The following is a 22986-nucleotide window of genomic DNA, read 5'->3' on the forward strand; positions in this document are numbered from 1 at the left end:
CGGATGCTCGGCCAACGGGCACGTCCGGTTCGGCGGGCGGGGATGGGAAAACCGACACCCGAGAGGGTGCACGGCGTCCCGTCCCCGACCCAACACATCCCTTTCGAACCGGAGGCAGCGAACCTGTTCTTCCAGCTGATCTCCGGCCGCTACGAACGCGCGTCCGTGATCGTGACCAGCAACAAACCGTTCGGACGCTGGGGAGAGGTCTTCGGTGACGACACCGTCGCCGCCGCCATGATCGACCGACTCGTCCATCACGCCGATGTGCTCTCCTTGAAGGGAGACTCCTACCGGCTCAAAGACCGCGACATCGGCCGCACACCGAGCGCGGCAACCGGGTGAACAACTGCACACACGGGGTCAAAAGTCACCGACCCCAAAGGGGTCCAGGTTCAGAGACCGCCGACAGTCTTCAGGGGTCTTTGCCAATCGGCTGGGGTTGCGGTGGTTGCAGCACTCCGCTGCTGTGCCTCACGTTGAGATCGATGCGGCCCTCCCGGCGCGAGCTGACACCTCCCGTACTCACGCCCGGCAGAACCTGATCACGCTCTGCCGGGTGCGATTCGCCTGGATCTGCTGCGTGCGCTAGAAGACTACGATCGCGACCGGATTGTCACCGACGCCGATCGGGGAGCCGACCACCTGGTTGGTTCGCGTGTCGATCACGGACACGTTGTCGTCGCCGGAGTTGGTGACGTAGGCGCGGGCACTGGGTTGGTCCACCGCCACCGCGAATGGGGTGTCCCCTACGCCGATGGGGGAGCCGACCACCTGGTTGGTTCGGGTGTCGATCACGGACACGGTGTCGTCGCCGGCATTGGCCACGTAAGCGCGGGCACGGGACTGATCAACCGCCACCCCGATCGGGGCGTCGCCGACGCCGACGGGCGACCCGACCAGCTGGTTGGTTACAGTGTTGATCACTGACACGTTGTCATCGTTGATGTTGGTGACGTAGGCGCGGGCACGGGGCTGATCCACCGCCACCCGCACCGGACCGCTGCCGACGCCGATGGGGGAGCCGACGGGTTGGTTGGTCACGGTGTTGATCACGGTCACGGTGCCGTCGAAGCCGTTGGCCACGTAGGCGCGCCGACGGGCCGTGTCCACCGCAATCCCATCCGGACCGTCGCCGACAGGGATGGACGAGCCCACCACCTGGTTGGTTCGGGTGTCGATCACCGTCACGGTGTCGTCGTTGGCGTTGGCCACGTAGGCGCGGGCCCGGGGCTGATCCACTGCCACGGCGAATGGGTCGTCGCCGACGTTGATGGGGGACCCGACCACCTGGTTGGTTGCAGTGTCGATCACGGACACGGTGTCGTCGCCGGAGTTGGCCACGTAGGCGCGTCGGCGGGCCGTGTCCACCGCGATTGCGACCGGGGCGTCGCCGACGCCGATGGGAGACCCGACCACCTGGTTGGTCTGCGTGTTGATCACCGACACGTTGTCGTCGTTCAAATTGACCACGTAGGCAGGGTCATCGCACACCGGCGGATGCTGGGCTGCCGCCGCCTCCGAAATGCCTGCGGGGAGCAGCGTGGTGCATAGTGCCGCCAAGGCCCCAGCCACCCACACACGTCGCGTGTGACGTGGCTGTTTCGATGCCTTGTTCATGCGCCTTTCGGGGCTGGGGGTGCTCTGGTCTGGATTGCTGTTCATGGGCATCTCCTGGATGCTGAGCCGTACGCGTCAAGAGTCCTGAGCCGGAGACGGCTCGACTGTGGATTGCCGGCAGTTAGCAGCTTCTTCGGTGCGCCCATCCGCCAGAGCTTGATCAGGCTCTGGCGGGCGCGGTTCGTTGGATTTGCTGCGGTCAGCCGACGATGGCGACTCCGATCGGGTTGTTGCCGACGGTGATGGGGGTCCCGATCACCTGGTTGGTGAGGGTGTTGATCGCCGAAACGGTGCCGGCGCTGAAGTTCGCCACGTAGGCGCGGGCCCGGGGCTGGTCCACCGCCACCCCGTACGGGCCGTCGCCGACGTTGATGGGGGACCCGATCACCTGGTTGGTCGTAGTGTTGATCACGGACACGGTGTCGTCGTTGAAGTTGGTCACGTAGGCGCGGGCCCGGGGCTGGTCCACCGCCACCCCGATCGGGCCGTCGCCGACGTTGATGGGGGACCCGATCACCTGGTTGGTCGTAGTGTTGATCACGGACACGGTGTCGTTGTTGAAGTTGGTCACGTAGGCGCGGGCCCGGGGCTGGTCCACCGCCACCGCGAACAGGGTCGTGCCGCCGACGTTGATGGGGGACCCGATCACCTGGTTGGTGCGGGTGTCGATCACCGAAACGGTGCCGGCGTCGGCGTTGGCCACGTAGGCGCGGGCCCGGGGCTGATCCACTGCCACCGCGAACGGGTTGTCGCCGACGTTGATGGGGGACCCGATCACCTGGTTGGTGCGGGTGTTGATCACCGTCACGGTGTCGTCGTTGGCGTTGGTCACATAGGCGCGGGCCCGGGGCTGATCCACTGCCACCGCGACCGGGTTGTCGCCGACGTTGATGGGGGACCCGATCACCTGGTCGGTGCGGGTGTCGATCACCGTCACGGTGTCGTCGTTCTGGTTGGTCACGTAGGCGCGACGGCGGGGCGCGTCCTCCGCGACCGCAACCGGGCCGTCGCCGACGTTGATGGGGGAGCCGACCACTTGGTTGGTTCGCGTGTCGATCACGGACACGGTGTCGTCGCTGGCGTTGGTCACGTAGGCGGGGTCGGCGCAGTGGTGTGGGCGCTGGGCTGCTACCGCCTGCGGAGCGCCTGCGGGCAGCAGTGCGGTGCATAGTGCAGCCACGGCCCCAGCCACCCATGCGCGTCGGCCATGACGCGCCTGTTTCGATGCCTTGTTCGTGCTTCTTTCGGGAATATGGGTGCACTCGTCTGGGGCGCTGTTCATCGGCGTCTCCTGGATGCTGCGTCTCACGCTTGGAAAGTCCAGAGCTCGGGGTACGGCCGCCGGGCTGTGCGCGGCTTCGATTTACCAGCCGTTAGCTGCATGATGACTCGGTCTTGGTGCGCCGCTTTGCAGGCTCGCTCGTGGACATTGTCGACTGCACAAACGGCCGAGCTTCGAACTCGTATGAATGGTCTGCAACCCTTCAGGGGGACCACTTCCGCTTGTTGGGTCGCTGGTGAGAAGGTCCGTAGCCCGACTGTCGTAATGCGGGCATCGGATATGGCCTCGAACTAGCGCCCAATCATCCTGCGCACAGTCCAGCAGGTCGGTGGAGTCTGATGACCCAGTGAAGCGCCGTTGCCCGTGTTCTGGAGCACCAGTTTGGAAGATCGCGCATGCGGATCACGGCTGACCTGGCAGGGCGCTGATGTGTATTCCTGGACCAATTACCGTGGCTCCCTGCTGCTTCCCGGCTGGTACTACCGAATCGGGCACGCAGGGGGCACGTGGGCTGCGGGCGGGGTCAGAGGGTCCCGCGCGGAGGCTGCGAGGATGACCCGCCGGACAGTACCTAGTAGGTTTCTCGCCCCGCCCGATTCCCGGGGGCGGGGCAGGACTGTCCGAATGGACACGACGAAGGATCCGGCTCAGTGGTGAGGATCAGGAGAACCCCCAAGGTGGTGCTGGCCGTCGCAGGACAGGCAGCGATGGTGGCCTTGCAGGTGTTGGTCCAGGAGGACGCGACCGAGACCGGCTCGTGGATGACGCGCCTGATCCCGCTGGCTCCCACACTGTTCGGCATGTACATGGTCTGGCGGCTGCTCCTGAACCCTTACGTATCGTTCGAGCAGGACCGCCTCCGGGTGAACAACATATTCACGTACTGCCTTGTCCCCTACCACCTGATCACGGCACTGGAGGGGCGGACCGCCCTCACCCTTGTCGTGTCGGGGTACGGCCGCCTGTCGGTGGCCGCACTCGACGCCGCCCCTCTGACAGGCAAGGCCAAGCGGGACACCGTCGCGCAGGAGTTGCTGCGCCGCCGCGACGCCGCCGTCCCAAGGGCCGGACATGGCTTCGAGAAGCGCAGCACGCTCGGGCTGCCGGAGTGGTTGGGGCCCATCACATCCCTCGCATGCTTCCTTGTGGGCGGCCTCGCGTCGGCCCTCGGATAACGCGGTCCGCGTTCTGGTGCGCTACCTCCTCGACTTCGCATAGATCGCCGTCACGGGGTGCTGAACCGGCCTCACCCCCGTGAGCCGGTACCAATTCGAGGTCGATGGAACGGCTTTGGGCTGGAGTTTCAATGCCCCAGTCAAGCGTCGCTGCCCGGATCCTGGAGCCGGTCATCACCGAACGGCCCAGAGACAGCCCGAGCGAGGGTGTCACGGGGTGCCTCTCGATGCGAACTATGGGCGGGACGGTCGCTGGGGTCTGCTCGGCTGGTCAGACGGTCATGCAGGGCTGCTGGCGGTTGGGTCCGGTCGCGATGGTTGCTGTACCTCGCTGCTGTACTGCGAAGGTCCAGGACCGATCGCCGCCCTAACAAGCTTGCGTGTGACGCTCAGCCCGTCGTGCTTGGAGACGATCCGTCGGAGCAGTGGTCGTACGCAGACTTCACCGAGGGATACGACGGGCTCAGAACTATCCAACTGCCTGAAGTGTTATCGCTGCAGACGTATCCCTCTGGGCCTGAGGCGGGCGTGATCCGCAGCAGTACTTCGTAGGACGAAATCTGTACGTGGCGAGTACCACCCGCGGCAATTCGTCCGAGGCTGTCTTGCTCCGAGCACTCGTTCTCTCCATCGCCGGCACACCAGAAGACACGCAGGGCGTGGGATGTGGTGTTCGTCAGGGTGATCGGGGCGACGTTCTCGGGATCGGTCGGATCCGGGTTACAGCCAGCAAGACAGAGACAGGCAAGACTCAGGAGGGCCGGCGTCACGCAAGGAGCGACACGGTTGATCAGAAACTGCACTGCCCCTCCCGAAGGTCGTCACGCGAATCCGCACCGTATCGCAAGATCGAGTATGCGGGTGCGGCCTGACCTGGCAAAACACCGGCCGGAGCCTTCGCAACTGCCCCTACCCGCGACCCGCCCCAGCTCCCATCCCGTCTGCCGTCGACCCACACACCGTGGAGCGGGCGTGGTTCCTGGCGTCCAGGTGGAGCGCGCCACTGTACGAACGACCTGGACGCCAGGGGCCGCGTCTGCTCGGCTCTGCCTGGGTCGACGGCAGACGGGATGGGAGCACCCCGCGCACGCCACACTCGGCCGGCACTCGCGAACGCCGCCCCCGCCATCTCGGAGCCTGAGCGCCCCCGCCGGAGGCATGTTCTGACCGGGGCACTCCGTGTCCAGGTCTCTACTCATGGGCCGTAGCTCGCTGCGGCCCCAGGGGCCGACCCCGGCGCCGAAGGCGCAGAGGGGTCGGGCCCCAGGGGCCAGCCCGCGCTTGCGCGGGCACTTGAACTCGGTGGAGAAGGTTGTAACTCAGTTGCCGTCGAAGAGACCTTTAGGCGGGACGATTCGCGAGGAATGGACTATGCGTTCTTGGGCTCGGCCTGTTGGACGACCTCGAAGGACCACAATGTCGAGCCCGAGGCGGCAGGCTTCGGCTTCTCGCCGCCCTCCCCACCACCCTGGTGCGCCGCCTTCATGGGCCCCTCCATCCACGCCTGGAACGACTCCTCGTCGCGCCACCGCGTATAGACGAGGTAGCTGTCGGTGCCTTCGACCGGGCGAAGAAGTTCGAACCACTCGAAGCCGTCAGAGCTCTCCACGGCGTGGGCTCGATGGGCGAACCGCTTCTCCAGCGTCTCTCGCTGCTCAGCGGGAACGGTGAGTACGTTGATCTTGACTACGCTCATGTCCCCATCCTGCCGCAAGGGTGATCAGGAGGGCGTGAGCGGCTGTCTAGCCCTCTTGGGAACCGTGACCGGCGGCCAGGTTGTGCTCGACCTGTTCGAGCCCTTCCAACAGTGCCTTTTGCTGTACGGGGGTCATGCCGGCGGTTGTGATCGCTTCGAGTTGCGCCCACAACTGCTCCACCGAGCGCCGCAGTGCGTTGCCGGCGGCGGTGGTCTCCACCAGCGTGGCTCGCCCGTCGTTCGGGTCGGGGCGTCGGCGGACGAACCCGGTCCGCTCAAGGCGTTGCACAGTGCGGGTCATGGCAGCCGAGTCCGTGTCGAAGAGCACGGCGAGGTCCGCCTGCCGCTGAGGTCCGGTGTCCCACAGATGCATCAGGAGCAGTTCGTGACCGGGGTGCAGCCCGACGGCCCGGAACAACTGCCGTGCCTGCACGACGTGCAGTCGCGTCACCCGGATCAGAGCGTTGCTGATGGGGCCGCTGCCGGCAGCGGTGGCGGAGGGGACGCCGCCCCGTCCGGGCCGTCGTGAAGTCATGGATCATCCTACTGCGCTGCGGCTTCAGACCGATTTGCGACGGCCGACGGACTCCACCGCGCGATGGAGAGCCACCGGCGAGCCAGGAGCGCCGTGTCGTCCTGATCGAGGGTGATGCGCGCGGCGCTCATGTTGCACTCGTCGACCAGCGCGACATCGCCTTGCTCCAGGACTCCGAAGCGGTTCTGAACGGCGACGACCAGAGACGACCGGCGCGATCGAACGGGCCTCGGCGAGTTGTTCGCCGGTGAAACGTTGCTGATGCCCAGGTGCCGGATCAGTCCCTCTTCGCGCGGCTCGGCAAGGACGACGAAGCGGTCGCCGAGCGGGGCGGGGGTGAACACGGGGGACGTGGACGTACCCATCAGCTGATCTCCAAGTCGGATCGGTCACCGAGCCGGGCCGGCAGCCGCTCGACCATTTAACTGTCTCGGACACATAAAGGTCACCGAAGTGCTGCAGCTCGGTGTCTCATCTCGTTGTCTCATCTCGGCGTCTCACTCGCCTTTCCGCCTGAAACCCCTCGACTCGACGGAATAGATCCACGATCGCAGGCATTCTCCTGTCTCAGACAGCTAACTCAGCTAACTTAACTGACGTGAGGTAGAGCGATGAAGGCAATCCAGATGACCGAGCAGGGCGGCCCCGAGGTGCTCCGGCTGGTGGAGCTCCCCGACCCGGAGCCGGGGCCGGGGCAGGTGCTGATCCGTGTGGAGTCCGCCGCGGTCAACTTCTCCGACGTCCTACGCCGCCGCGGTGACGTCTACCCGGTGGCCACGCCATCGCCGTTCGTGCCGGGCGCCGAGGTGGCGGGCACCGTCGTCGCCCTTGGGCCCGGTGTGGACGGCCCGGCGGTCGGCACCAAGGTGTTCGGCAGCGTCGGTGCCGACGGCTCCGGCGGATACGCGGAGCTGGCGCTCGCCTACGCCGCCGCAGTGATCCCGATCCCTGAGGGGCTCGACTCCGACGCCGCGGCCGGGATCGTCGTATCCGGACTGGCGGCGACCGTCATCCTCACCGAGCTCATCGGACTCCGAAAGGGCCAGAGCGTGTTCATCCCGGCCGCGGCCGGAGGGGTCGGCCAGTACGCGGTGCAGATCGCGAAGCTCCTGGGCGCCGGCACTGCTATCGCGGGCGCCAGCACTCCGGCCAAGCGTCAGATCGCCCTCGAGCTCGGGGCCGACCACGCCGTCGACTACACCCGGGACGACTGGCCGGAGAAGGTGCGGGAACTGACGGGCGGGGTCGGAGTGGACGTCGCGCTGGAGATGTCGGGCCCGGCCCGCCTGGAGCAGACGCTGCGTGCCCTGGCACCGTTCGGGCGTCTGGTCGTCCTGGGCTCGGTCAGTGGCACCACTGAGGGCCTGGACCCGGCCGTGCTGGCTTCGCTGCTGTACGACCCGGCTCCCAGTCAGTCCCTGATCGGCTTCAACCTGGGTGTCTGGTTCGAGCGGCGGCTGCCGGAGACGGGCAAGGCGCTGCAACGCCTGGTGGGTTGGGTCGCTTCGGGCGAGGTGCGCACACCAGCCACCCAGCCGCTGCCCCTCGCCGAGGCGGTCGAGGCCCACCGTCTTCTGGAGACCGGCCGGACCACGGGCAAGCTCGTCCTCAAGCCCTGATCCGTCGGGCCGCCCCCTCCACTGTGACCGGCTCCGGCTGCATCGGCCGGGCCGGTCCTGGCCCCAGCCTTGGCCAGTGGCACATCAGCGCACCCGTTGCGGCTGGGGCCGTACCAACCACGCCGGTTCCGGCTCCACCACGGTCCTGGCCGCCGCGGTCGCCGCGGTCGCCGCGGTCGCCGCGGTCGCCGCGGTCGTCGAGAAGACCCCACCGCCCGCCTCGGGCGCCGACGCCGTCGACGGCAATGCCCACTTCTACGGCTTCGAGATCGAGAACCTCGGCACCGGCCGCGACCCGTACCCCACGGCCCAACTCGACGCGGTGGAGCGGCTGTCGGCCGCTCTGTGCCGCGCCCACGGCTGGAGCGAGGCAAGCGTGACCGGGCACAAGGAGTGGACGCGACGGAAGATCGACCCGCCCTTCTCGATGCCGGGCATGCGCACCCGGATCGACGCCCGCCTCGGCCTGCGACCGGCGCCTGGCCCGACGCCGTACGAACCGTTCCCCGGCGCCGCCTGCTTCGTCGCCGGTCGCCGCAGCCCGCTGATCACGACGGTGGGCCGGCGCCTCGTCGCCGAGGGCCGCGGCCGCTACGCCGTCGGCCCCGGCCCGGTGTGGGGCGAGGCGGACGTCCGCTCGTACGCCGCCTGGCAGCGCACCCTCGGCTGCACCGGCCCGGCCGCCGACGGCATCCCGGGCCACGCGAGCTGGGACCTGCTACGCGTACCGCGCACCGGCTGAGGAGGCCGTCCGATGAGTGACGCGATGCGCCGCACCCTGCGGACGTCCCTGCAGACCCTGGTCGCGCTCCTCCCGCTGCTCGCCGGGGAGCCGTCGACCAGGAACGCTCCCGCGGTCGCGGTCGCGGTCGCGGGTGCGGTGGCGGTGGCGGTGGCGGTGGCGGTGGCGGTGGCGGTGGCGGTGGCGGTCGCCGCCGTGCTCACCCACGTGGCTCGGGGGACCCGGGGGTGTCAGCCGGTCCGGAACGCGTGCGTTCCCGACGGCCCCACCCCGCACAGCCGTCTCAGAAGAATTGCCGAACTCACGTACAACCCTTGCCTCTTGGCGCTGGTCTCCTGATCGCCGACCGCTCCATGACCCGAGGCACGACTCCCGGCGAACACGGGCGGTCCGGACACCACCGACTGTGGATGCCACGCCAGGTATCCCCCGCATGCCGCAGGAGAACCCGCATGCACACATTCCCGCGACTCGCCCTCGCGACGGCCACCGCGGCCGCGCTGACGGGCGGTCTTCTCACGTTCTCGGCCGCGACGGCGACGGCCGCGGACTCCGTCAAGGTCGCGCAGGCCGACTTCAACGGCGACGGCATCGGCGACGTCGTCACCTCGGCGGCCACCGCCTACGTCAACGGCCACAAGAACGCCGGTCAGGTCGTCGCGCTCTACGGCACCAACTCCGGCGTGACCTACGCCAAGCACACCACCATCAGCCAGAACACCGCCGGCGTCCCGGGCACCGCCGAGGACGGCGACATGTTCGGCGACGGGCTGGCGTACGCCGACTTCAACGGCGACGGCTACGACGACCTCGCCGTCGGCTCCCCGAGCGAGAAGGTCGGCACCGACACCAACGGTGGCGCCCTCGCCATCCTCTGGGGTTCCGCGAACGGCCTCACCGGCAAGGGGATCGACGTCCCCGACCCGGCCACCGGCTCCCACGACTACTGGGGCAGGGACCTGGCCGCCGGCGACTTCGACGGCGACGGCAAGGCCGACCTGGCCGTCGGCAGCTCGGCCAGCACCATCTACGTCTACAAGGGCGGCTTCAGCAGCAGCGGCACGCCCGGCGGGCGGTACACCATCAAGCCGCCGATCCACACGGGCACCAGCGACTTCCCGTACGGCCCGATGCACCTCACTGCCGGTGACATCAACGGCGACGGCCGCACCGACCTGATCGTCGACGGCTTCGAGACGGCCACCTCCCACGGCTGGAACACCAACTACTGGGTGCCCGGCACCGCGAACGGCCTGAGCGTCGCCTCCGCCAAGAAGCTCAAGACCGGCATAGTCACCGGCGTCGGCGACATCAACGGCGACGGCTTCGGGGACATCGTCAGCGGCGCCTCCTGGGACGCCACCACCGGCGACGGCACCACCATCCCGGACTCGGCCAAGGGCGGAAAGGTGAACATCACCTACGGCTCCGCCTCCGGCCCTGCGGGCACCACCGGCATCACCCAGGACACCGGCAGTGTCCCCGGCACCTCGGAGAAGGCCGACGGCTTCGGCTGGGACCTCGACCTGGGCGACGTCAACGGCGACGGCTACCAGGACCTGGTCATCTCCACCCCGAACGAGGACATCGGCGGCGTCTCCAACACCGGCCAGGTCACCGTCCTGTACGGCTCCGCGTCCGGCGTGAACACCGCCTCCGGCGCGCAGTCCTTCGCCCAGAGCACGGCGGGTGTCCCCGGCGACGACGAGAAGAACGACCTGTTCGGCGCGGACGTCAAGCTCGACGACGTCAACGGCGACGGGAAGGCCGACCTGCTGGTGGGCTCGTACGAGAACGGCGGCGACGGCCAGGTCATGTACCTGCCGTCCAACGGCACGAAGATCGTCACGACCGGCGCCCACACCGTCGCGCCCGGCTCCGTCGGTGTCTCGACGACGGGCACCCCCCAGTTCGGCGCCCTCTTCGCCGACTGAGCCGCCGTAGCTCTTCTCGACCGGTCGGGTTTCTGACATCCCCTTAGGCGTCCCTTAGGGGATGTCACAGCTCGGCAGCAAAGCCGGGTCCGGAGGGCCGGGCCCGGCACGTGACTCGCCCGGACCAGGTACGTTCGAAGACGTGGCTGGATTCAGGATCGGACGTGGCGGCCGGGACGACCGCGCCCCGCAAGGACAGCAGGCCCCGCAGGGACCGTCGTACGGCGCACAGGCGCCGCAGGGACAGCCGTACGGCTACCCGTCGGCGCCGCAGCCCTACCCGCAGCAGCGACCGCGGAGTACGCAGCGCGGCGGCGGCGCCCAGTGGCAGCAGGCGAACGGCGGCTACCCGGGCGGCCAGGGCGGCGACGGGCCGGAGTACTTCGGCGACGACTACGGCGGCCACCCGGGCCAGGGCGGCGCCCCGGACCCGTACGCGGCCAACAACCCGGGCCACACCCAGGCGTTCTCGGTCGGCGAGGACCCGTACAGCCAGAGCGGAACCTACCGCGCGGGCTCGTCCGCCCCGGCTGCCCCGGCAGGCCCCGTCGGCCCGCCCCTGCACTGGAAGGAGCTGCTGCGGGGCATAGTCTTCGCCCCCGCCCAGACCTTCCTCCGGATGCGGGACTACACGATGTGGGGCCCCGCCCTCATCGTGACGTTCCTCTACGGCCTCCTCGCCGTCTTCGGCTTCGACGGAGCCCGTTCGGACGCGATAAACGCCACGCTCTCCAACGCGGTCCCGATCGTCCTGACGACGTCCGTCGCGATGGTGATCAGCTCCTTCATCCTGGGCGTGGTGACCCACACCATGGCCCGCCAGCTCGGCGGTGACGGCGCCTGGCAGCCCACGGTGGGCCTGTCCATGCTGATCATGTCCATCACGGACGCGCCCCGCCTGGTCTTCGCCATGTTCTTCGGCGGCGACGCGGGCTTCGTACAGCTGCTGGGCTGGGCGACCTGGGTCGCCGGGGGCGCCCTGCTGACCATGATGGTCAGCCGCTCCCACGACCTGCCGTGGCCGAAGGCGCTGGGCGCGTCGGCGATCCAGCTGATCGCGTTGCTGTCGATCGTGAAGCTGGGCACGTTCTAGCAGGTCACCGACGCGAAAGAGCCCCCGGCGCACTGAGGCGCCGGGGGCTCTTTCGCGTCTTGAGTCCGGCTTCCGGCTTCCGGCTTCCGGCTTCCGGCTTCCGGCTTCCGGCAGGCAGCGCGCCGACGTCTGGCTCCCGGCGGGCAGCGCGCCGCGGGGCCGGCCGTCAGGCGTCGAGAACCTGCCCGGCACGCTTGATGACAGGCGGTTCGACGCTCCAGGGGAAATTCACCCAGTCATCGGTGCGCTTCCACACGTACTCGCACTTGACGAGGCTCTGCGACTTCTCGTAGATCACCGCGGAGCGCACCTCGGCCACGTGGTCGAGGCAGAAGTCGTGCACGAGCTTCAGCGTCTTCCCGGTGTCGGCGACGTCGTCCGCGATCAGCACCTTCTTGTCGGTGAAATCGATCGCATTGGGGACAGGAGACAACATCACGGGCATTTCAAGCGTCTGCCCCACACCGGTATAAAACTCCACATTCACAAGATGAATGTTCTTGCAGTCCAGCGCGTACGCCAGCCCGCCCGCGACGAACACCCCGCCCCGCGCGATGCTGAGCACGATGTCGGGCTCGTACCCGTCATCGGCGATCGTCTGGGCCAGCTCGCGAATCGCGACACCGAACCGCTCGTAGGTCAGGTTCTCGCGCAGGTCGCTCACGGCACTCACACCTGCGTCCGATGGAAGTTGAGGAAGGACCGCGAGGCGGTGGGCCCGCGCTGCCCCTGGTACCGGGAGCCGTAGCGCTCGCTGCCGTAGGGGTGCTCGGCCGGGGAGGTCAGCCGGAACATGCACAGCTGCCCGATCTTCATGCCGGGCCACAGCTTGATCGGCAGGGTGGCGAGATTGGACAGCTCAAGGGTGACGTGCCCGGAGAACCCGGGGTCGATGAACCCGGCGGTCGAGTGGGTGACGAGCCCGAGCCGCCCGAGGGAGGACTTGCCCTCCAGCCGCGAGGCGAGATCATCGGGCAGCGTGACGACCTCGTACGTGGAGGCCAGCACGAACTCCCCGGGGTGGAGGATGAACGGCTCGTCGCCCTCCGGCTCCACGAGCCGCGTGAGGTCGGCCTGCTCGATCGAGGGGTCGATGTGCGGGTACCGGTGGTTCTCGAACACCCGGAAGTAACGGTCCAGCCGCACGTCGATGCTCGACGGCTGCACCATGGATTCGTCGTAGGGATCGATCCGTACCCGCCCGGCGTCGATCTCGGCCCGGATGTCCTTGTCTGAGAGAAGCACGTCCTGAGGATACGCAAGGCGCGCGGAGCCGTGACAATCGTGACGACTCCGCGCGCCGATGACCGTACTGCTGACGGTACTGCGGCAATCCGCCGCCGGATACCGTCGGCTACCGCTGCCCTACCGCCAGCTACCGTCGGCTACCGCTTCTCAAGAGCTACCGGCACGACACTGCGCAGCCGGGCACACCGTGGACACCGGAGGAGCCGACCGGGGCCGAGCCGCTCGGCCTGCTGCATCGGGAACGAAGCGGTGCTGAACACGTGCCCATCGGCACAGCGGACAACGGTGCGTTCCATCAAGTCCTAGAGTCCCTTCCCCAAGAGCCGCGCCCGGCTTACTGCCCTGGCGCCAAAAGCACATTACGGGATCAAAGGGACGACTCTCCAGGCGGCACTCCGGCCCCATCCGGGCCCTGTCCCACCCCGCCACCGTACGCCCCAACTCCGGCCGCCCGCAGCCGGATCCCCCCTCTGAAACACACTCAGACCCCCAGGCCTGAGCGCCGGGGGTCCGCAATGGGGTACAGTGAGCGAGCATTCGGACACCGAATCCGATCGGCGTCTTACGCGGGTGTAGTTTAATGGTAGAACATCAGCTTCCCAAGCTGAGAGCGCGAGTTCGATTCTCGTCACCCGCTCCAGAATTGAGGCCCAGGTCCGAGACCTGGGCCTTGTTCGTTGTCCAGTCCGGTAGGTGGCACACCACGACCGCATCACAGAGCGGCATTCCTGGACGAACGGCCTGCCCGGGGCACGTACGAGTAGCGGGACCGCTCAGCCAATGTCAGACCCCTGCGGAATCATGACGCTCTGAAGCCGGGTCGACCTTGCTGGAGGGGCACGTGGTGAATGCCGACCTGATACGGGACCTCGGCAGGTCAGACCGGTACGAGGCAGCAGCAGACGCGTTGGTCACGTTCGGCGCCGACGGGGTGGAGCAGTTGGTGCGGGAGGTGATGGACGCGGAGTCCCCGGTGGACTGGCGGCCGATCACCGCCGTACTCGGGCGGATCGGGGAGGCAGGGTTCGACGGTCTGCTCCAGGGGCTCGTCTCCGCGTCCACCGAGGAGTCCCGCAAGCGAGTCGGCTTCGCGTTCTCCCAGCTCGGCGTGGCCGTTCTCGACCGTTACACCGCAGCCCTCGCCCACCCCGCGCCGCTCGTGCGCCGTCAGGCCGTCCGTGGGATCGAGCACTGCGGCGAGGCCGGCCAGTCGGCCGCCGTCCTGCTGCCGCTGCTCGGCGACCCGGACCAACAGGTCGCGCGGCAGGCCCAGGACACTCTGATCCGAACAGGCGAGCACGTGCTTCCGCTGCTCCGGCACGTCCGGGAGCGGGGGCCGGGCCGGCAGCGGGCGCGGGCGTTGACCGTACTCGCCGAACTCGGTGGCGAACCGGCGCTGTCGCGCGCCGACATGGCCGCGATCGAGCGACTCATCCGCATCAAGCTCCGAGACGATCGCCCCGAACCGCTGTGGGCCTGCTGGAACTACTGGATGGCCGTCCCCAGCGGAGACCAGGCCGGGATCATGCGCGTCCTCGGCCTGACCGCCGCACGGCCCGTGACCTTCGCGCTCGCGGTGGTCGAAGATCCAGCACTTGCTGGTTCCTCCGCGGATCATCTCGCCCTGCAGACGCAGCACAACCGACTCCTCACAGCCAGGGAAGGGGAAGCCCACCGACGGTCTCGCCGTGCGTGGTGTCCTCCACGGTGGGTTACGGCAGCGTGAAGTACAATCTCGGAAAACTGGATAGCTATTAAGCTGAAGTGAACGCTGGAGGTGGCGGCATGCTCGACGTCCGGCGCATCCTGTTGTTCACGGAGGTCGCCCGGCGCGGCTCGGTGACCGCGACAGCCCGCGCCCTCAACTACACCCCGTCAGCGGTATCGCAGCAGGTCAGCCGCCTGGAAGCGGAGGCAGGACAGCCTCTGCTGGAACGCCATGCCCGGGGCGTCACCCTCACCGACGCCGGACGGGCGCTGGCCGAACGAGGGCAACGGATCGAACGCGAACTGCAGGCCGCGGAAAACGAACTCGCCGACTACGTCGGCCTGCGCGCGGGCACCCTGCGCATCGGCACCTTCCCCACCGTCGGTGCCTCGCTCCTCCCACAGGCCGTGATCGCCTTCCGGGACGCCCACCCCGACGTACGGCTGACCGTCCGCAGCGCCCGCATCGCCGGGCTGTGGACGATGCTGGAGAACCGGGAGATCGAGATGTCCCTCATGTGGGACTACGACTGGAGCCGAATCGACCGGGAGGACATCGTCATCACCCCACTCCTCGATGACCCGCCGGCCCTTCTCGTCAGCGACCACCATCCACTCGCCGGCCGCGACGCCGCCTCACTCGCCGACTTCGCAGACGACTCCTGGATCACCCGCGCCGAGCATCACCCGGTGGCCGGAGCCCTCGTGCGCGGCTGCCGCGCCGTCGGCTTCGAGCCCCACATCGCCTACGAGGCCCACGACTACCAGGAGGCCCAGGCCATGGTCGCCGCCGGCATCGGCGTCGCCCTTGCTCCCACCCTGGCCCTGGAGGGCATCCGACCCGGCGTGAACGTCCTGCCCCTCCAGCCGCCGGCCCCCGTCCGCCGCATCCTCCTGGTTCGCATGGCCGACCACTCGCTCACCCCCGCCGCCCTGACCTTCGCCGGACTCCTCCGCGACGCCGCTGCGGCCCGAACCCTCTGACACCGAACCACGCCCACCGGTCATGGAACCGTCGCGCACACCGCTGCGAATCCAGGCCCCCGCACTTCGGTGTTGGACGTGGGCCACCGTCGGCGGCAAGCAACCTGGCCATACGTTGGGGCCCTCGGTCTGTATCTGACGCACCGCGTCGGCGATGTCGAGGGTGTTGTGGAAGATGACCAGGTTCGCCGGCAACGAGGTGAACTTCACGTCCTTCTCCTGCTCGTCGGGGTCGTCGGCGGCAACCGTGCCGCGCTGCCCGAAGCGGACCCAGTCGCAGAACGCGTTGAACGCCTCTGCCTCGTTCGTGGCCGCGGTCACCCGAGATCTGAGCGGCGCGCCGGAATCCACTCCGTCATGACAGTGCCGCTGCGGGAACGCGGGGTGCCCCTGGGACTGGCCCTGTTCTTCCGCCACCGCACCCCGGACCCCTTGGACGAGGACGACCTGCGGCTGGCCGAGGAACTCCGCGCCCGTGCGGCGGTGCTCGTCGACAATGCCCGCCGCTACGGCCAGAAACGGGTAACCGCGCTCGCGCTGCAGCGGACCATCCTCCCGCCACACCCCGCACTGGAGCACCCCGCCATCGAGGTCGCCTCCCGCTGTCTGCCCGCCCACACCGGTGGTGACTGGTTCGATGTGATCCCCCTGTCGGGTGCCAGGGTGGCGTTCGTGGTGGGAGACGTGGTCGGCCACGTCTGCGGCTACCGCCGCGTGGGCGTGGCCGCGACGGTCACCCTGACCGCCCCTCAGGGAAGTCGGGGCCACCTGCCTGTACGCGGTGTACGACCCCGTCTCCGGTCGCTGCGCCATGGCCAGAGCCGGCCACCCGCCGCCGGTCCCGGCCGCCCCCGACGGCACGGTCCGCTTCCTGGAGCTGCCGGCCGGGCCGCCTCTGGGCCTGGGCGGCATGCCCTTCGAGGCCGCCGAGTTCCACGTCGCCGAAAACAGCGTCCTGGCCCCGTACACGGACGGACTGATCGAGTCCCAGGTCCGCGACCTGGACGACGCCTGCGAGCTGCTGCGCTCCGGGCTCGCCGAACCCGGCCGCCCATTGGAGGAGACCTGCGACCGGATCCTGCACGACCTACTCCCTCAGCCCCAGACGGACGACGTCGCTCTCCTTCTGACCCGGACCAGGACCTTTGGCACCAGCCAGGTCGCCACCTGGGAACTGCCCGCCGAACCCTCCGTCGTGGCCCTGGCCCGTGAACTCGCCTGCGAGCGAGGGCCGGGAGCGGCCATCAGGCGTTCGCCACCGCCGACGTCAGCCGTGCCGCACTCCGCAGCGAACGGGAAGCGGTCAAGGCGAAAAAAATTCTGTGGCTCTTCGCGGCAACCTTTTCGGCCTCTCGGACCACTCAGCGTTGTCCGGCCAAGTGGTCCGGTCAGATGCAACGGCTGAAAGAGAGCACAGGCATGTCCCTGGAACGAGAGCACAGACATGTCCCCGGTCCACCCACGCGCGGTGGTCGTCCGAGGCATCGTGGTCGTCGGTTGCTCGCGCGTCGGGGACTCTGGGGGGGTCTCGCCATGGTGGTCGTGGCCGGCTCGGCTGTCGTGGTCAGCCAGGCTTCGGCGGACCAGAAAACCCTGGATCTGAAGAAGTGGTACGTGCTGGTCAACCGCAACAGCGGCAAGGTGCTGGACGACCGCGGCTCCGCCAAGAACGACGGCGCGGCGGTGGTGCAATGGGCGCGCCACGGCGGGGCCAACCAGCAGTGGCAGTTCATCGACGCGGGTGACGGGTACTACCGGCTGAAGAACCGGACCTCCGGCAAGGTGCTGGACGACCTCGGCTGGTCAAAGACCGCCGGCTCCGCCCTCGTGCAGTGGAAAGACCTGAACGGCAGCAATCAGCAGTTCAAGCTGGCCAAGTCGTCCAACGGCTACGTGCGTTTGGTCAATCGCTTCAGTGGCATGGCTGTCGGTGTCCGCAACGCCGCCAAGGCCGACGGGGGCGGCGTCGTCCAGAACCGCGACCGGGGCGGCGCCGATCAGCAGTGGCAACTCGTCCCGGCCGGAAGTGTCGGCGGCGGCGGTACGCCCACCGCGCCGGGCAGCGGCGCTCCCGCAAGCCCGACTCCGAGCGACACGCGACCGGCGTCTTCGCCGTCGCCTTCGCCTTCGTCTTCGTCGCCCGCGGGTGGAAGCAGTAGTTCGGCCAAGCGGTTCATGGGCAGTGACACCGTGCTCATCGGCGGCTCGATGTCCGACGCCTCGGCGGCCGCCGCGCCGTTCGACGTGCGCTACGCCTATGTGCACAGCCAGCCCGCGCCCTCGTCGGACTACTACACGGCAGCGAAATGCCAGGACGGGTGGTCGGGCTGGTGGGGCTGCTGGAACGGCAGCACCACGGCGCCCGGCACGTACGTGACCTGGCGGGACGACGTGGTGGCCCAGGCGAAGTACAAGGGCAGCGCGCGTCCGCAGAAGATGCTCTGGACCTGGTACTCGTTGCGCGACCTCGGGGACGCGGCAGGCGAGGGCGACGGTCCGGGCGAGGTCAAGGCCATCAACCGGCTCGACCTGCTCACCCGGTACCTGAACGACTACCGTTTCTTCCTCCAGAAGATCGGCACGTCACACGACGCGATCGACCTCGAGCCCGACTTCTGGGGCTTCGTCCGCTCGCTCGGCAATCCGCACCAGGTTCCCGCACAGGTCTCGGGCGCGAATCCGAAGGACTGCGGAACGCAGGAGAACAGCGCCACCGGACTCGCCCAGTGCCTGATCTCGATGGCACACAAGTACGCGCCGAACACCGCCGTGGGAATGCACCTTTCCTGCTTCGACTGGGAGACCAACACCCAGGCGTGCGTCAAGGACTACGCGAGCTTCGGAGCGAAGAACGCCGACTTCCTGGCCACCGATGTGTCGGACCGCGACGCGGGCTGGTACGCGCAGCCGGCCCACGGCGGCAGTGACCACTTCTGGAACGACCAGAAGGCCGCCGCCGCGCTGAAGTTCTACAAGACGATGGCCGAGTCCGTGGGCAAGCCGGTGGTCCTGTGGCAGATCCCCTTGGGCAACATGGCGCAGAACAACACCCGCAACCACTACAAGGACGACAAGGTGGACTGGTTCTTCGCCCACATGGACCAGGTCGCGAACGCCCACGTCGCCGGCCTGTTCTTCGGTGCAGGGCAGGACGAACAGACCACGGTCGAGTCCGACGGCGGAAACCTGATCAACAAGACGATCGCCTATCACAACTCGGGTGGTACAGCGCTTAAGTAGCGGCGCAGCACTCAACACGAAAGGCGCCCCCATCTCTTCGATGGGGGCGCCTTTCGTCATCTTCGTCGGGCTGGAGACTCCAGGAGGCGGGTCAGCGCTTCAAGGTGAGGATGCCGGGGCGGTACGGCAGGTTGTCGTAGGAGGTGCCCGGCGGGGTGTTCGGGGTCTTGCCCTGGTAGAGGAACTGCAGGTTGCAGGGGTCGATGGTCATGGTCTGGTCGGGGTTGTTGCGGACCAGGTCGCCGTGGCTGATGTCGTTGGTCCAGGTGGCGCCGCTGTTGGCCTTGCCCGCGAAGGGGTTGGACTCGGTGGCGGCCTGCGGGGTCCACGGACCGTCCAGGCTGGTGGCGGTGAAGGAGCGGAAGTAACGCTGCTCGCTCGCACCGCGCGCCTCGACGATCATGAGGTACTGGTTCTGGCCCTGGACCTTGTAGACCTGCGGTGCCTCGAACAGGTTCTTCACCGTGTCGGTCATGACCGTGGTGTACGACGAGCCGAAGCTGCTCGGGAAGTTGCCGATCGGCATGCTCGACTTGTAGATCTTGCCGTTGTCACCGGCGAAGAACAGGTACATGTTCTTGTCGTCGGCGATCAGGGTCTGGTCGATCGGGCCGGTGGCGGAGTCGGTGCGGGGGATGCTGCCGGTGAACAGCTGCTGCGGCGCGGACCAGCCGCCCGGGTCGGTGGGGTCGCTGGAGGTGCGGTAGCTGAAGGGCCACGGACCCCACTGGTACGCCAGCACCCAGATTTTCTTGGGCGCGAAGTAGAACAGCGTCGGCGCCACCGCCTTCTCGCTCATGCCGGTCTGGCGGGCCGACGCCATGTCCGACCAGTTCGTGAAGGGGCTGAACGCCATCGAGCCGTAGGACGATCCCGAGTAGTTCGACCCGTAGACCAGGTGCTTGCCGTTGTAGGTCACGGTGGTGAAGTCCTTCAGCGAGGCCCACCCGTTCGCCGGCTGCGCCAGCGCGTCCGTCGAGGTCCATCGGTAGGTCGACGGAAGAGCACAGGTGTCGTTCTTCGGCGCCGCGGTCGGCTGGAAGTTCCAGCGCTGGTTGGCGCCGCCGCCGTTGGTGTCCCAGATCTGGACGGGAGTGCCGTTGGCGGTCCGACCGCCGGGGAGCTCCAGCGCCCGGCCGCTGGCGACGTTGGTCAGCGTGTAGGAGCCGTCGCTGTTCCGGTGGGCCTTCCAGTGCTGGTGGGCACCGCCGTTGGTGTCCCAGACCGTCAACCTCGTCCCGTTGGCCGTCCGGTTGGCCGGCTCGTCCACCACCCGGCCGCTGGCGATGTTGGTCAGGGTGTAGGAGCCGTCGCTGTTCCGGCCCGCCCGCCACTGCTGGTTGGAGGCGCCGCTGGCGTCCCACACCTGGAGCGGGGTGCCGTTGTCGTTCTGTCCCGCGGGCTCGTCGAGAACGCGTCCGGCGGCCGCGTTGGAGAGCGTGTAGACGGTGCCGGAGGTGATGTCCCCGGCCTGTGTGCCGCCACTGCCGCCACTGCCGCCACTGCCGGTACTGCCGGTACTCCCGGTGCTGCCCAAGGCGGTGAGTACGGCGCTGTAGGCGGGCTTCCTGTTGCCGCCCGCGTCGAACAGCAGCGCGTTCTCACCGGTGCGCCAGGAGTCGCTGTCGCGGATGCCCCACACCGTGATGCCCGTGCAGCGAGCGACGTTCACGCACGCCTGGACGGCGTTGGTGTACGCGGTGGCGGACGCCTGGGCGATGTCGAGCTCGGTGATCTGGACGTCCACGCCGAGCGCGGCGAAGTTGGACAGGGTGGTCTGGAAGCTCGCCGGTGGGCCGCCGGCGCCGAAGTGGCTCTGGAAGCCGACGCAGTCGACGGGCACACCGCGGGACTTGAAGTCCTTGACCATCTGGTAGACGCCCTGGGTCTTGGCGTCGGACCAGTTCTCGATGTTGTAGTCGTTGTAGCAGAGCTTGGCGGAGGGGTCGGCGGCCCGGGCGGTGCGGAAGGCCTCCTCGATGAAGCCGTCGCCCAGCACGTCCTGGAACACGGAGCTGCGGTGCCGGCCGCTGCCGCCGTCGGCGAAGGCCTCGTTGACCACGTCCCAGGCGTAGATCTTGCCCTTGTAGTGGGTCATCTCCTGGGTGATGTGGTTCTTCATCACCGTGCGCAGGGTGCCGGCGTCGGTGATGGACTTGACCCAGCCCGGCAGTTGGGAGTGCCACACCAGGGTGTGGCCGCGCAGGCGCTGGCCGTGCGCGGAGGCGTGGCTGACGATCGAGTCGGCGGCGGCGAAGGTGAACGACCCGCGGGAGGGTTCGATGGCGTCCCACTTCATCTCGTTCTCCGGGGTGATCATCTTGAATTCCCGGTCGAGAACGGCGGAGTACGTGGAGTCGCCGAGCCTGCCCGCGGCCACTGCCGTGCCGAAGTAACGGCCGCTGCCGGCCGCCGCGTCGGCGGCCGTGGCCGGTGCGGCGGCCTCCGGCGTGCGTGCGGCCAGGGCGACCAGTGGTACGGCGGCGCCCGCGGCGGCGAGGACCACGGAGGCGGCGATCACGCGGCGGGTCGCCGGGCGGCGACGATGAGAGCGGTTCTGATCTGACAACGGCATGTCCTTCTGGCACAGCGGGACTTGATCCGGTCCCGGTCACCTGCCAGTTGCCGCCACGCACACAAAGGTTGCCGCGATCAAGGGAATCATTCTCACGGCCGCCGCCGTCGCCCTGCCGCTCAGCGGCGTTCACCGTGTCGGGACGAACCCTCCCCGGACCGACGCGGAGCCGCCCGAACCCCGCGCGTCGACGCGGTAGCCGTCGCCCGCGGCACTGTGCGCGCCCGCGCCGTTGTTGAACTGCGCGGCGAACTCATGGTTCCCGGCCGGCACGGTCAGGCCCGGCTTGAGGACCCAGCGGTAGACCAGCGCGCCGCCGGCCTCCTGGACGGTGACGGTGAAGTCATCACCCGGCAGGGTCTGCCAGGTCCCGGTGCTCTTCGCCCCGCCGGTCTGCACGATGCGGATCTCGACCGTGAGCGAGGTGAGCGGCTGGGTCGTCTTGAGGACGAGGTTGCTCTGGGTCCAGTAGACGGTGCTCTTCGGATCCAACGAGCCGGCCGACCACAGCGGCCCGTTCTGGCTCTCGTCGGCGGTCGGCGAGGGGCTGGTGGCCGACGGAGTCGGGCGCGAACTGCCCGGGCTGGTGACCGGGGGCGGCGCGACCGGGGTGGGGCGGGCCGATGTCGGGTGCGGGGAGCTGACGGTCGGGGACGGGGTGGCAGGCGTGGTCACGGTGGGCGTCGGCGGCGGGGTGGCGACGATGGCGGCGACGGCGAGGCCGCCGGTCGTCAGGATGCCGCCGGCGGCGAGCCCGGCGAGGGCGACCCTGGTCCCGGACCGCGCGAACGGTCGCGCGCGGTGACGGACGGCGGGGCCGGCCATGCCGCGTTCCACCCGGGCCAGCATCCGCGCGCGGTCGGGCCGGTGGGCCTCGGCGGCCTCGCGCAGCCGACGGTCGATCTCCTCGTTCACCAGTTCCTCCTCCCTGGCACCAGGTCCCCGGCCGCGTGTGCGCCCAGTAGCTTTTCCAGCTCGGCCATTCCCTTCGAGGTCTGGCTCTTCACCGTTCCGACCGATATGCCCAGCGCTGCCGCCGTCTCCTTCTCCGACAGGTCGAGGGCGTGTCTCAGCACCACGCAGGCGCGCTTGCGGTACGGCAGCCGGGCGAGCGCCGCGCGGACGTCCAGCACGGCCGCCGTGTCCGGCCCCTCCACCTTCTCCGGACTGCGGGACCGGAACAGCGTGATCCGGCGTCGCTCCCGGACTGTGCTGCGGATCCGTCCCCGCGCCAGGTTGGCCACCACACCGCGGGCGTAGGCGAGCGGGTGGTCGGCCTGCCGCAACCGGTCCCAGCGCTGCCACAGGGCGACCAGGGCATCCGCCGCGAGGTCGTCCGCCGCGTCGGACTCGCCGGTCAGGAGGTGTGCCAGACGGGCGAGTTCGGCGTAGTGGCGTTCGAAGAATTCGTGGAACTCCGCGGACGCGTCATCGAGGACCATCCCCCGGTCGCCCTCTCCTTGCCATGATGTGCGCATTGGTTGCGTGTTTAACAACAACGGGGGGCGCAGCCTAGCAGTGCCGGGCCCGGGATTC

General features: G+C 68.6%; 21 protein-coding genes, 1 tRNA gene and 2 pseudogenes. 13 read left to right on the forward strand and 11 right to left on the reverse strand.

What is annotated here, in order from left to right; genetic code table 11:
* Positions 1 to 345, forward strand: a 345-nt coding sequence (locus ACIPSA_RS47850) for an ATP-binding protein (protein ID WP_402647709.1), incomplete at its 5' end; no start/stop codon positions are given.
* Positions 346 to 588: 243 nt separating this feature from the next.
* Here the strand turns inward: ACIPSA_RS47850 and ACIPSA_RS47855 are convergent.
* Together ACIPSA_RS47855 and ACIPSA_RS47860 are read right to left on the reverse strand one after the other, a co-directional pair.
* Entirely contained in the window at positions 589 to 1665 is a 1077-nt protein-coding gene (locus tag ACIPSA_RS47855) for a YncE family protein (protein WP_402647711.1), read from the reverse strand.
* A gap of 154 nt (positions 1666 to 1819) precedes the next feature.
* The gene (locus ACIPSA_RS47860; RefSeq protein WP_402647714.1) at positions 1820 to 2710 is read right to left on the reverse strand and encodes a YncE family protein; all 891 of its coding nucleotides are present in this window, start codon (positions 2708 to 2710) and stop codon (positions 1820 to 1822) included.
* Positions 2711 to 3579: 869 nt separating this feature from the next.
* Here ACIPSA_RS47860 and ACIPSA_RS47865 point away from each other — a divergent pair.
* Complete coding sequence (locus tag ACIPSA_RS47865; RefSeq protein ID WP_402647715.1) at positions 3580 to 4077, forward strand: hypothetical protein; 498 nt, start codon at positions 3580 to 3582, stop codon at positions 4075 to 4077.
* A 1369-nt stretch (positions 4078 to 5446) separates the two neighbouring features.
* On the opposite strand, the gene ACIPSA_RS47870 is transcribed toward ACIPSA_RS47865, so the two are convergent.
* Genes ACIPSA_RS47870 through ACIPSA_RS47880 form a run of 3 tightly spaced genes read right to left on the reverse strand, consistent with a single transcriptional unit; the run spans position 5447 to position 6652 of the window.
* Positions 5447 to 5773 (reverse strand): antibiotic biosynthesis monooxygenase family protein, encoded by a 327-nt coding sequence (locus ACIPSA_RS47870; RefSeq protein WP_402647718.1) that lies wholly within the window; start codon positions 5771 to 5773, stop codon positions 5447 to 5449.
* A 46-nt stretch (positions 5774 to 5819) separates the two neighbouring features.
* Positions 5820 to 6308: a MarR family winged helix-turn-helix transcriptional regulator gene (locus ACIPSA_RS47875; RefSeq protein WP_402647720.1), complete on the reverse strand. Its 489-nt coding sequence runs from the start codon at positions 6306 to 6308 to the stop codon at positions 5820 to 5822.
* Positions 6309 to 6316: 8 nt separating this feature from the next.
* On the reverse strand, positions 6317 to 6652 hold the full coding sequence (locus ACIPSA_RS47880; protein ID WP_402647722.1) for a hypothetical protein: 336 nt from the start codon (positions 6650 to 6652) through the stop codon (positions 6317 to 6319).
* Positions 6653 to 6919: 267 nt separating this feature from the next.
* On the opposite strand from ACIPSA_RS47880, the gene ACIPSA_RS47885 reads away from it, so the two are divergent.
* The 5 genes from ACIPSA_RS47885 (at position 6920) to ACIPSA_RS47905 (ending at position 11696) form a co-directional block, all read left to right on the forward strand.
* Complete coding sequence (locus tag ACIPSA_RS47885) at positions 6920 to 7927, forward strand: zinc-binding alcohol dehydrogenase family protein (RefSeq protein ID WP_402647724.1); 1008 nt, start codon at positions 6920 to 6922, stop codon at positions 7925 to 7927.
* 76 nt (positions 7928 to 8003) lie between these two features.
* Positions 8004 to 8669: a peptidoglycan-binding protein gene (locus tag ACIPSA_RS47890; protein ID WP_402647726.1), complete on the forward strand. Its 666-nt coding sequence runs from the start codon at positions 8004 to 8006 to the stop codon at positions 8667 to 8669.
* A 12-nt stretch (positions 8670 to 8681) separates the two neighbouring features.
* Complete coding sequence (locus tag ACIPSA_RS47895) at positions 8682 to 9008, forward strand: hypothetical protein (RefSeq protein ID WP_402647728.1); 327 nt, start codon at positions 8682 to 8684, stop codon at positions 9006 to 9008.
* Between the two features lie 113 nt (positions 9009 to 9121).
* Positions 9122 to 10603: an FG-GAP and VCBS repeat-containing protein gene (locus tag ACIPSA_RS47900; protein WP_402647730.1), complete on the forward strand. Its 1482-nt coding sequence runs from the start codon at positions 9122 to 9124 to the stop codon at positions 10601 to 10603.
* Positions 10604 to 10664: 61 nt separating this feature from the next.
* Positions 10665 to 11696, forward strand: coding sequence for a YIP1 family protein (locus ACIPSA_RS47905; RefSeq protein WP_402647732.1), 1032 nt, complete (start codon positions 10665 to 10667; stop codon positions 11694 to 11696).
* A 166-nt stretch (positions 11697 to 11862) separates the two neighbouring features.
* Here ACIPSA_RS47905 and ACIPSA_RS47910 read toward each other — a convergent pair whose 3' ends face one another.
* Together ACIPSA_RS47910 and dcd are read right to left on the reverse strand one after the other, a co-directional pair.
* Positions 11863 to 12360, reverse strand: coding sequence for a phosphoribosyltransferase (locus tag ACIPSA_RS47910; protein ID WP_402647735.1), 498 nt, complete (start codon positions 12358 to 12360; stop codon positions 11863 to 11865).
* Positions 12361 to 12365: 5 nt separating this feature from the next.
* Positions 12366 to 12941: a dCTP deaminase gene (gene dcd / locus ACIPSA_RS47915; RefSeq protein ID WP_402647738.1), complete on the reverse strand. Its 576-nt coding sequence runs from the start codon at positions 12939 to 12941 to the stop codon at positions 12366 to 12368.
* Between the two features lie 569 nt (positions 12942 to 13510).
* On the opposite strand from dcd, the gene ACIPSA_RS47920 reads away from it, so the two are divergent.
* From ACIPSA_RS47920 to ACIPSA_RS47930, 3 genes are all read left to right on the forward strand, one after another.
* Positions 13511 to 13584 (forward strand) — tRNA-Gly (locus ACIPSA_RS47920).
* A gap of 201 nt (positions 13585 to 13785) precedes the next feature.
* Positions 13786 to 14670, forward strand: coding sequence for a HEAT repeat domain-containing protein (locus ACIPSA_RS47925; protein WP_402647740.1), 885 nt, complete (start codon positions 13786 to 13788; stop codon positions 14668 to 14670).
* Positions 14671 to 14729: 59 nt separating this feature from the next.
* The gene (locus tag ACIPSA_RS47930; protein ID WP_294003753.1) at positions 14730 to 15635 is read left to right on the forward strand and encodes a LysR family transcriptional regulator; all 906 of its coding nucleotides are present in this window, start codon (positions 14730 to 14732) and stop codon (positions 15633 to 15635) included.
* A 171-nt stretch (positions 15636 to 15806) separates the two neighbouring features.
* Here the strand turns inward: ACIPSA_RS47930 and ACIPSA_RS47935 are convergent.
* A pseudogene (locus ACIPSA_RS47935) lies at positions 15807 to 15986 on the reverse strand (Tn3 family transposase); the annotation flags it as partial.
* 6 nt (positions 15987 to 15992) lie between these two features.
* Here ACIPSA_RS47935 and ACIPSA_RS47940 point away from each other — a divergent pair.
* From ACIPSA_RS47940 to ACIPSA_RS47950, 3 genes and pseudogenes are all read left to right on the forward strand, one after another.
* Positions 15993 to 16061: pseudogene (locus tag ACIPSA_RS47940) on the forward strand (hypothetical protein); the annotation flags it as partial.
* Positions 16062 to 16446: 385 nt separating this feature from the next.
* Positions 16447 to 17040, forward strand: coding sequence for a PP2C family protein-serine/threonine phosphatase (locus ACIPSA_RS47945; RefSeq protein ID WP_402647743.1), 594 nt, complete (start codon positions 16447 to 16449; stop codon positions 17038 to 17040).
* A 128-nt stretch (positions 17041 to 17168) separates the two neighbouring features.
* A complete protein-coding gene (locus ACIPSA_RS47950; RefSeq protein WP_402647745.1) occupies positions 17169 to 18875 on the forward strand; it encodes an RICIN domain-containing protein in 1707 nt (568 codons plus the stop codon).
* A gap of 91 nt (positions 18876 to 18966) precedes the next feature.
* Here the strand turns inward: ACIPSA_RS47950 and ACIPSA_RS47955 are convergent, their stop codons facing one another.
* The 3 genes from ACIPSA_RS47955 to ACIPSA_RS47965 all read right to left on the reverse strand — a co-directional run bounded on the left by ACIPSA_RS47955 (position 18967) and on the right by ACIPSA_RS47965 (position 22892).
* On the reverse strand, positions 18967 to 21450 hold the full coding sequence (locus ACIPSA_RS47955; protein ID WP_402647747.1) for a non-reducing end alpha-L-arabinofuranosidase family hydrolase: 2484 nt from the start codon (positions 21448 to 21450) through the stop codon (positions 18967 to 18969).
* 129 nt (positions 21451 to 21579) lie between these two features.
* Positions 21580 to 22365: a hypothetical protein gene (locus ACIPSA_RS47960; protein WP_402647750.1), complete on the reverse strand. Its 786-nt coding sequence runs from the start codon at positions 22363 to 22365 to the stop codon at positions 21580 to 21582.
* Positions 22362 to 22892 carry a SigE family RNA polymerase sigma factor gene (locus ACIPSA_RS47965; RefSeq protein WP_402647752.1) on the reverse strand — a complete coding sequence of 177 codons (531 nt, stop codon included), beginning with the start codon at positions 22890 to 22892 and terminating at the stop codon, positions 22362 to 22364. The genes ACIPSA_RS47960 and ACIPSA_RS47965 overlap by 4 nt, the downstream gene beginning before the upstream one ends.
* Between the last annotated feature and the right edge of the window lie 94 nt (positions 22893 to 22986).

Source organism: Streptomyces sp. NPDC086549 (assembly GCF_044746205.1).
GTDB lineage: Bacteria > Actinomycetota > Actinomycetes > Streptomycetales > Streptomycetaceae > Streptomyces.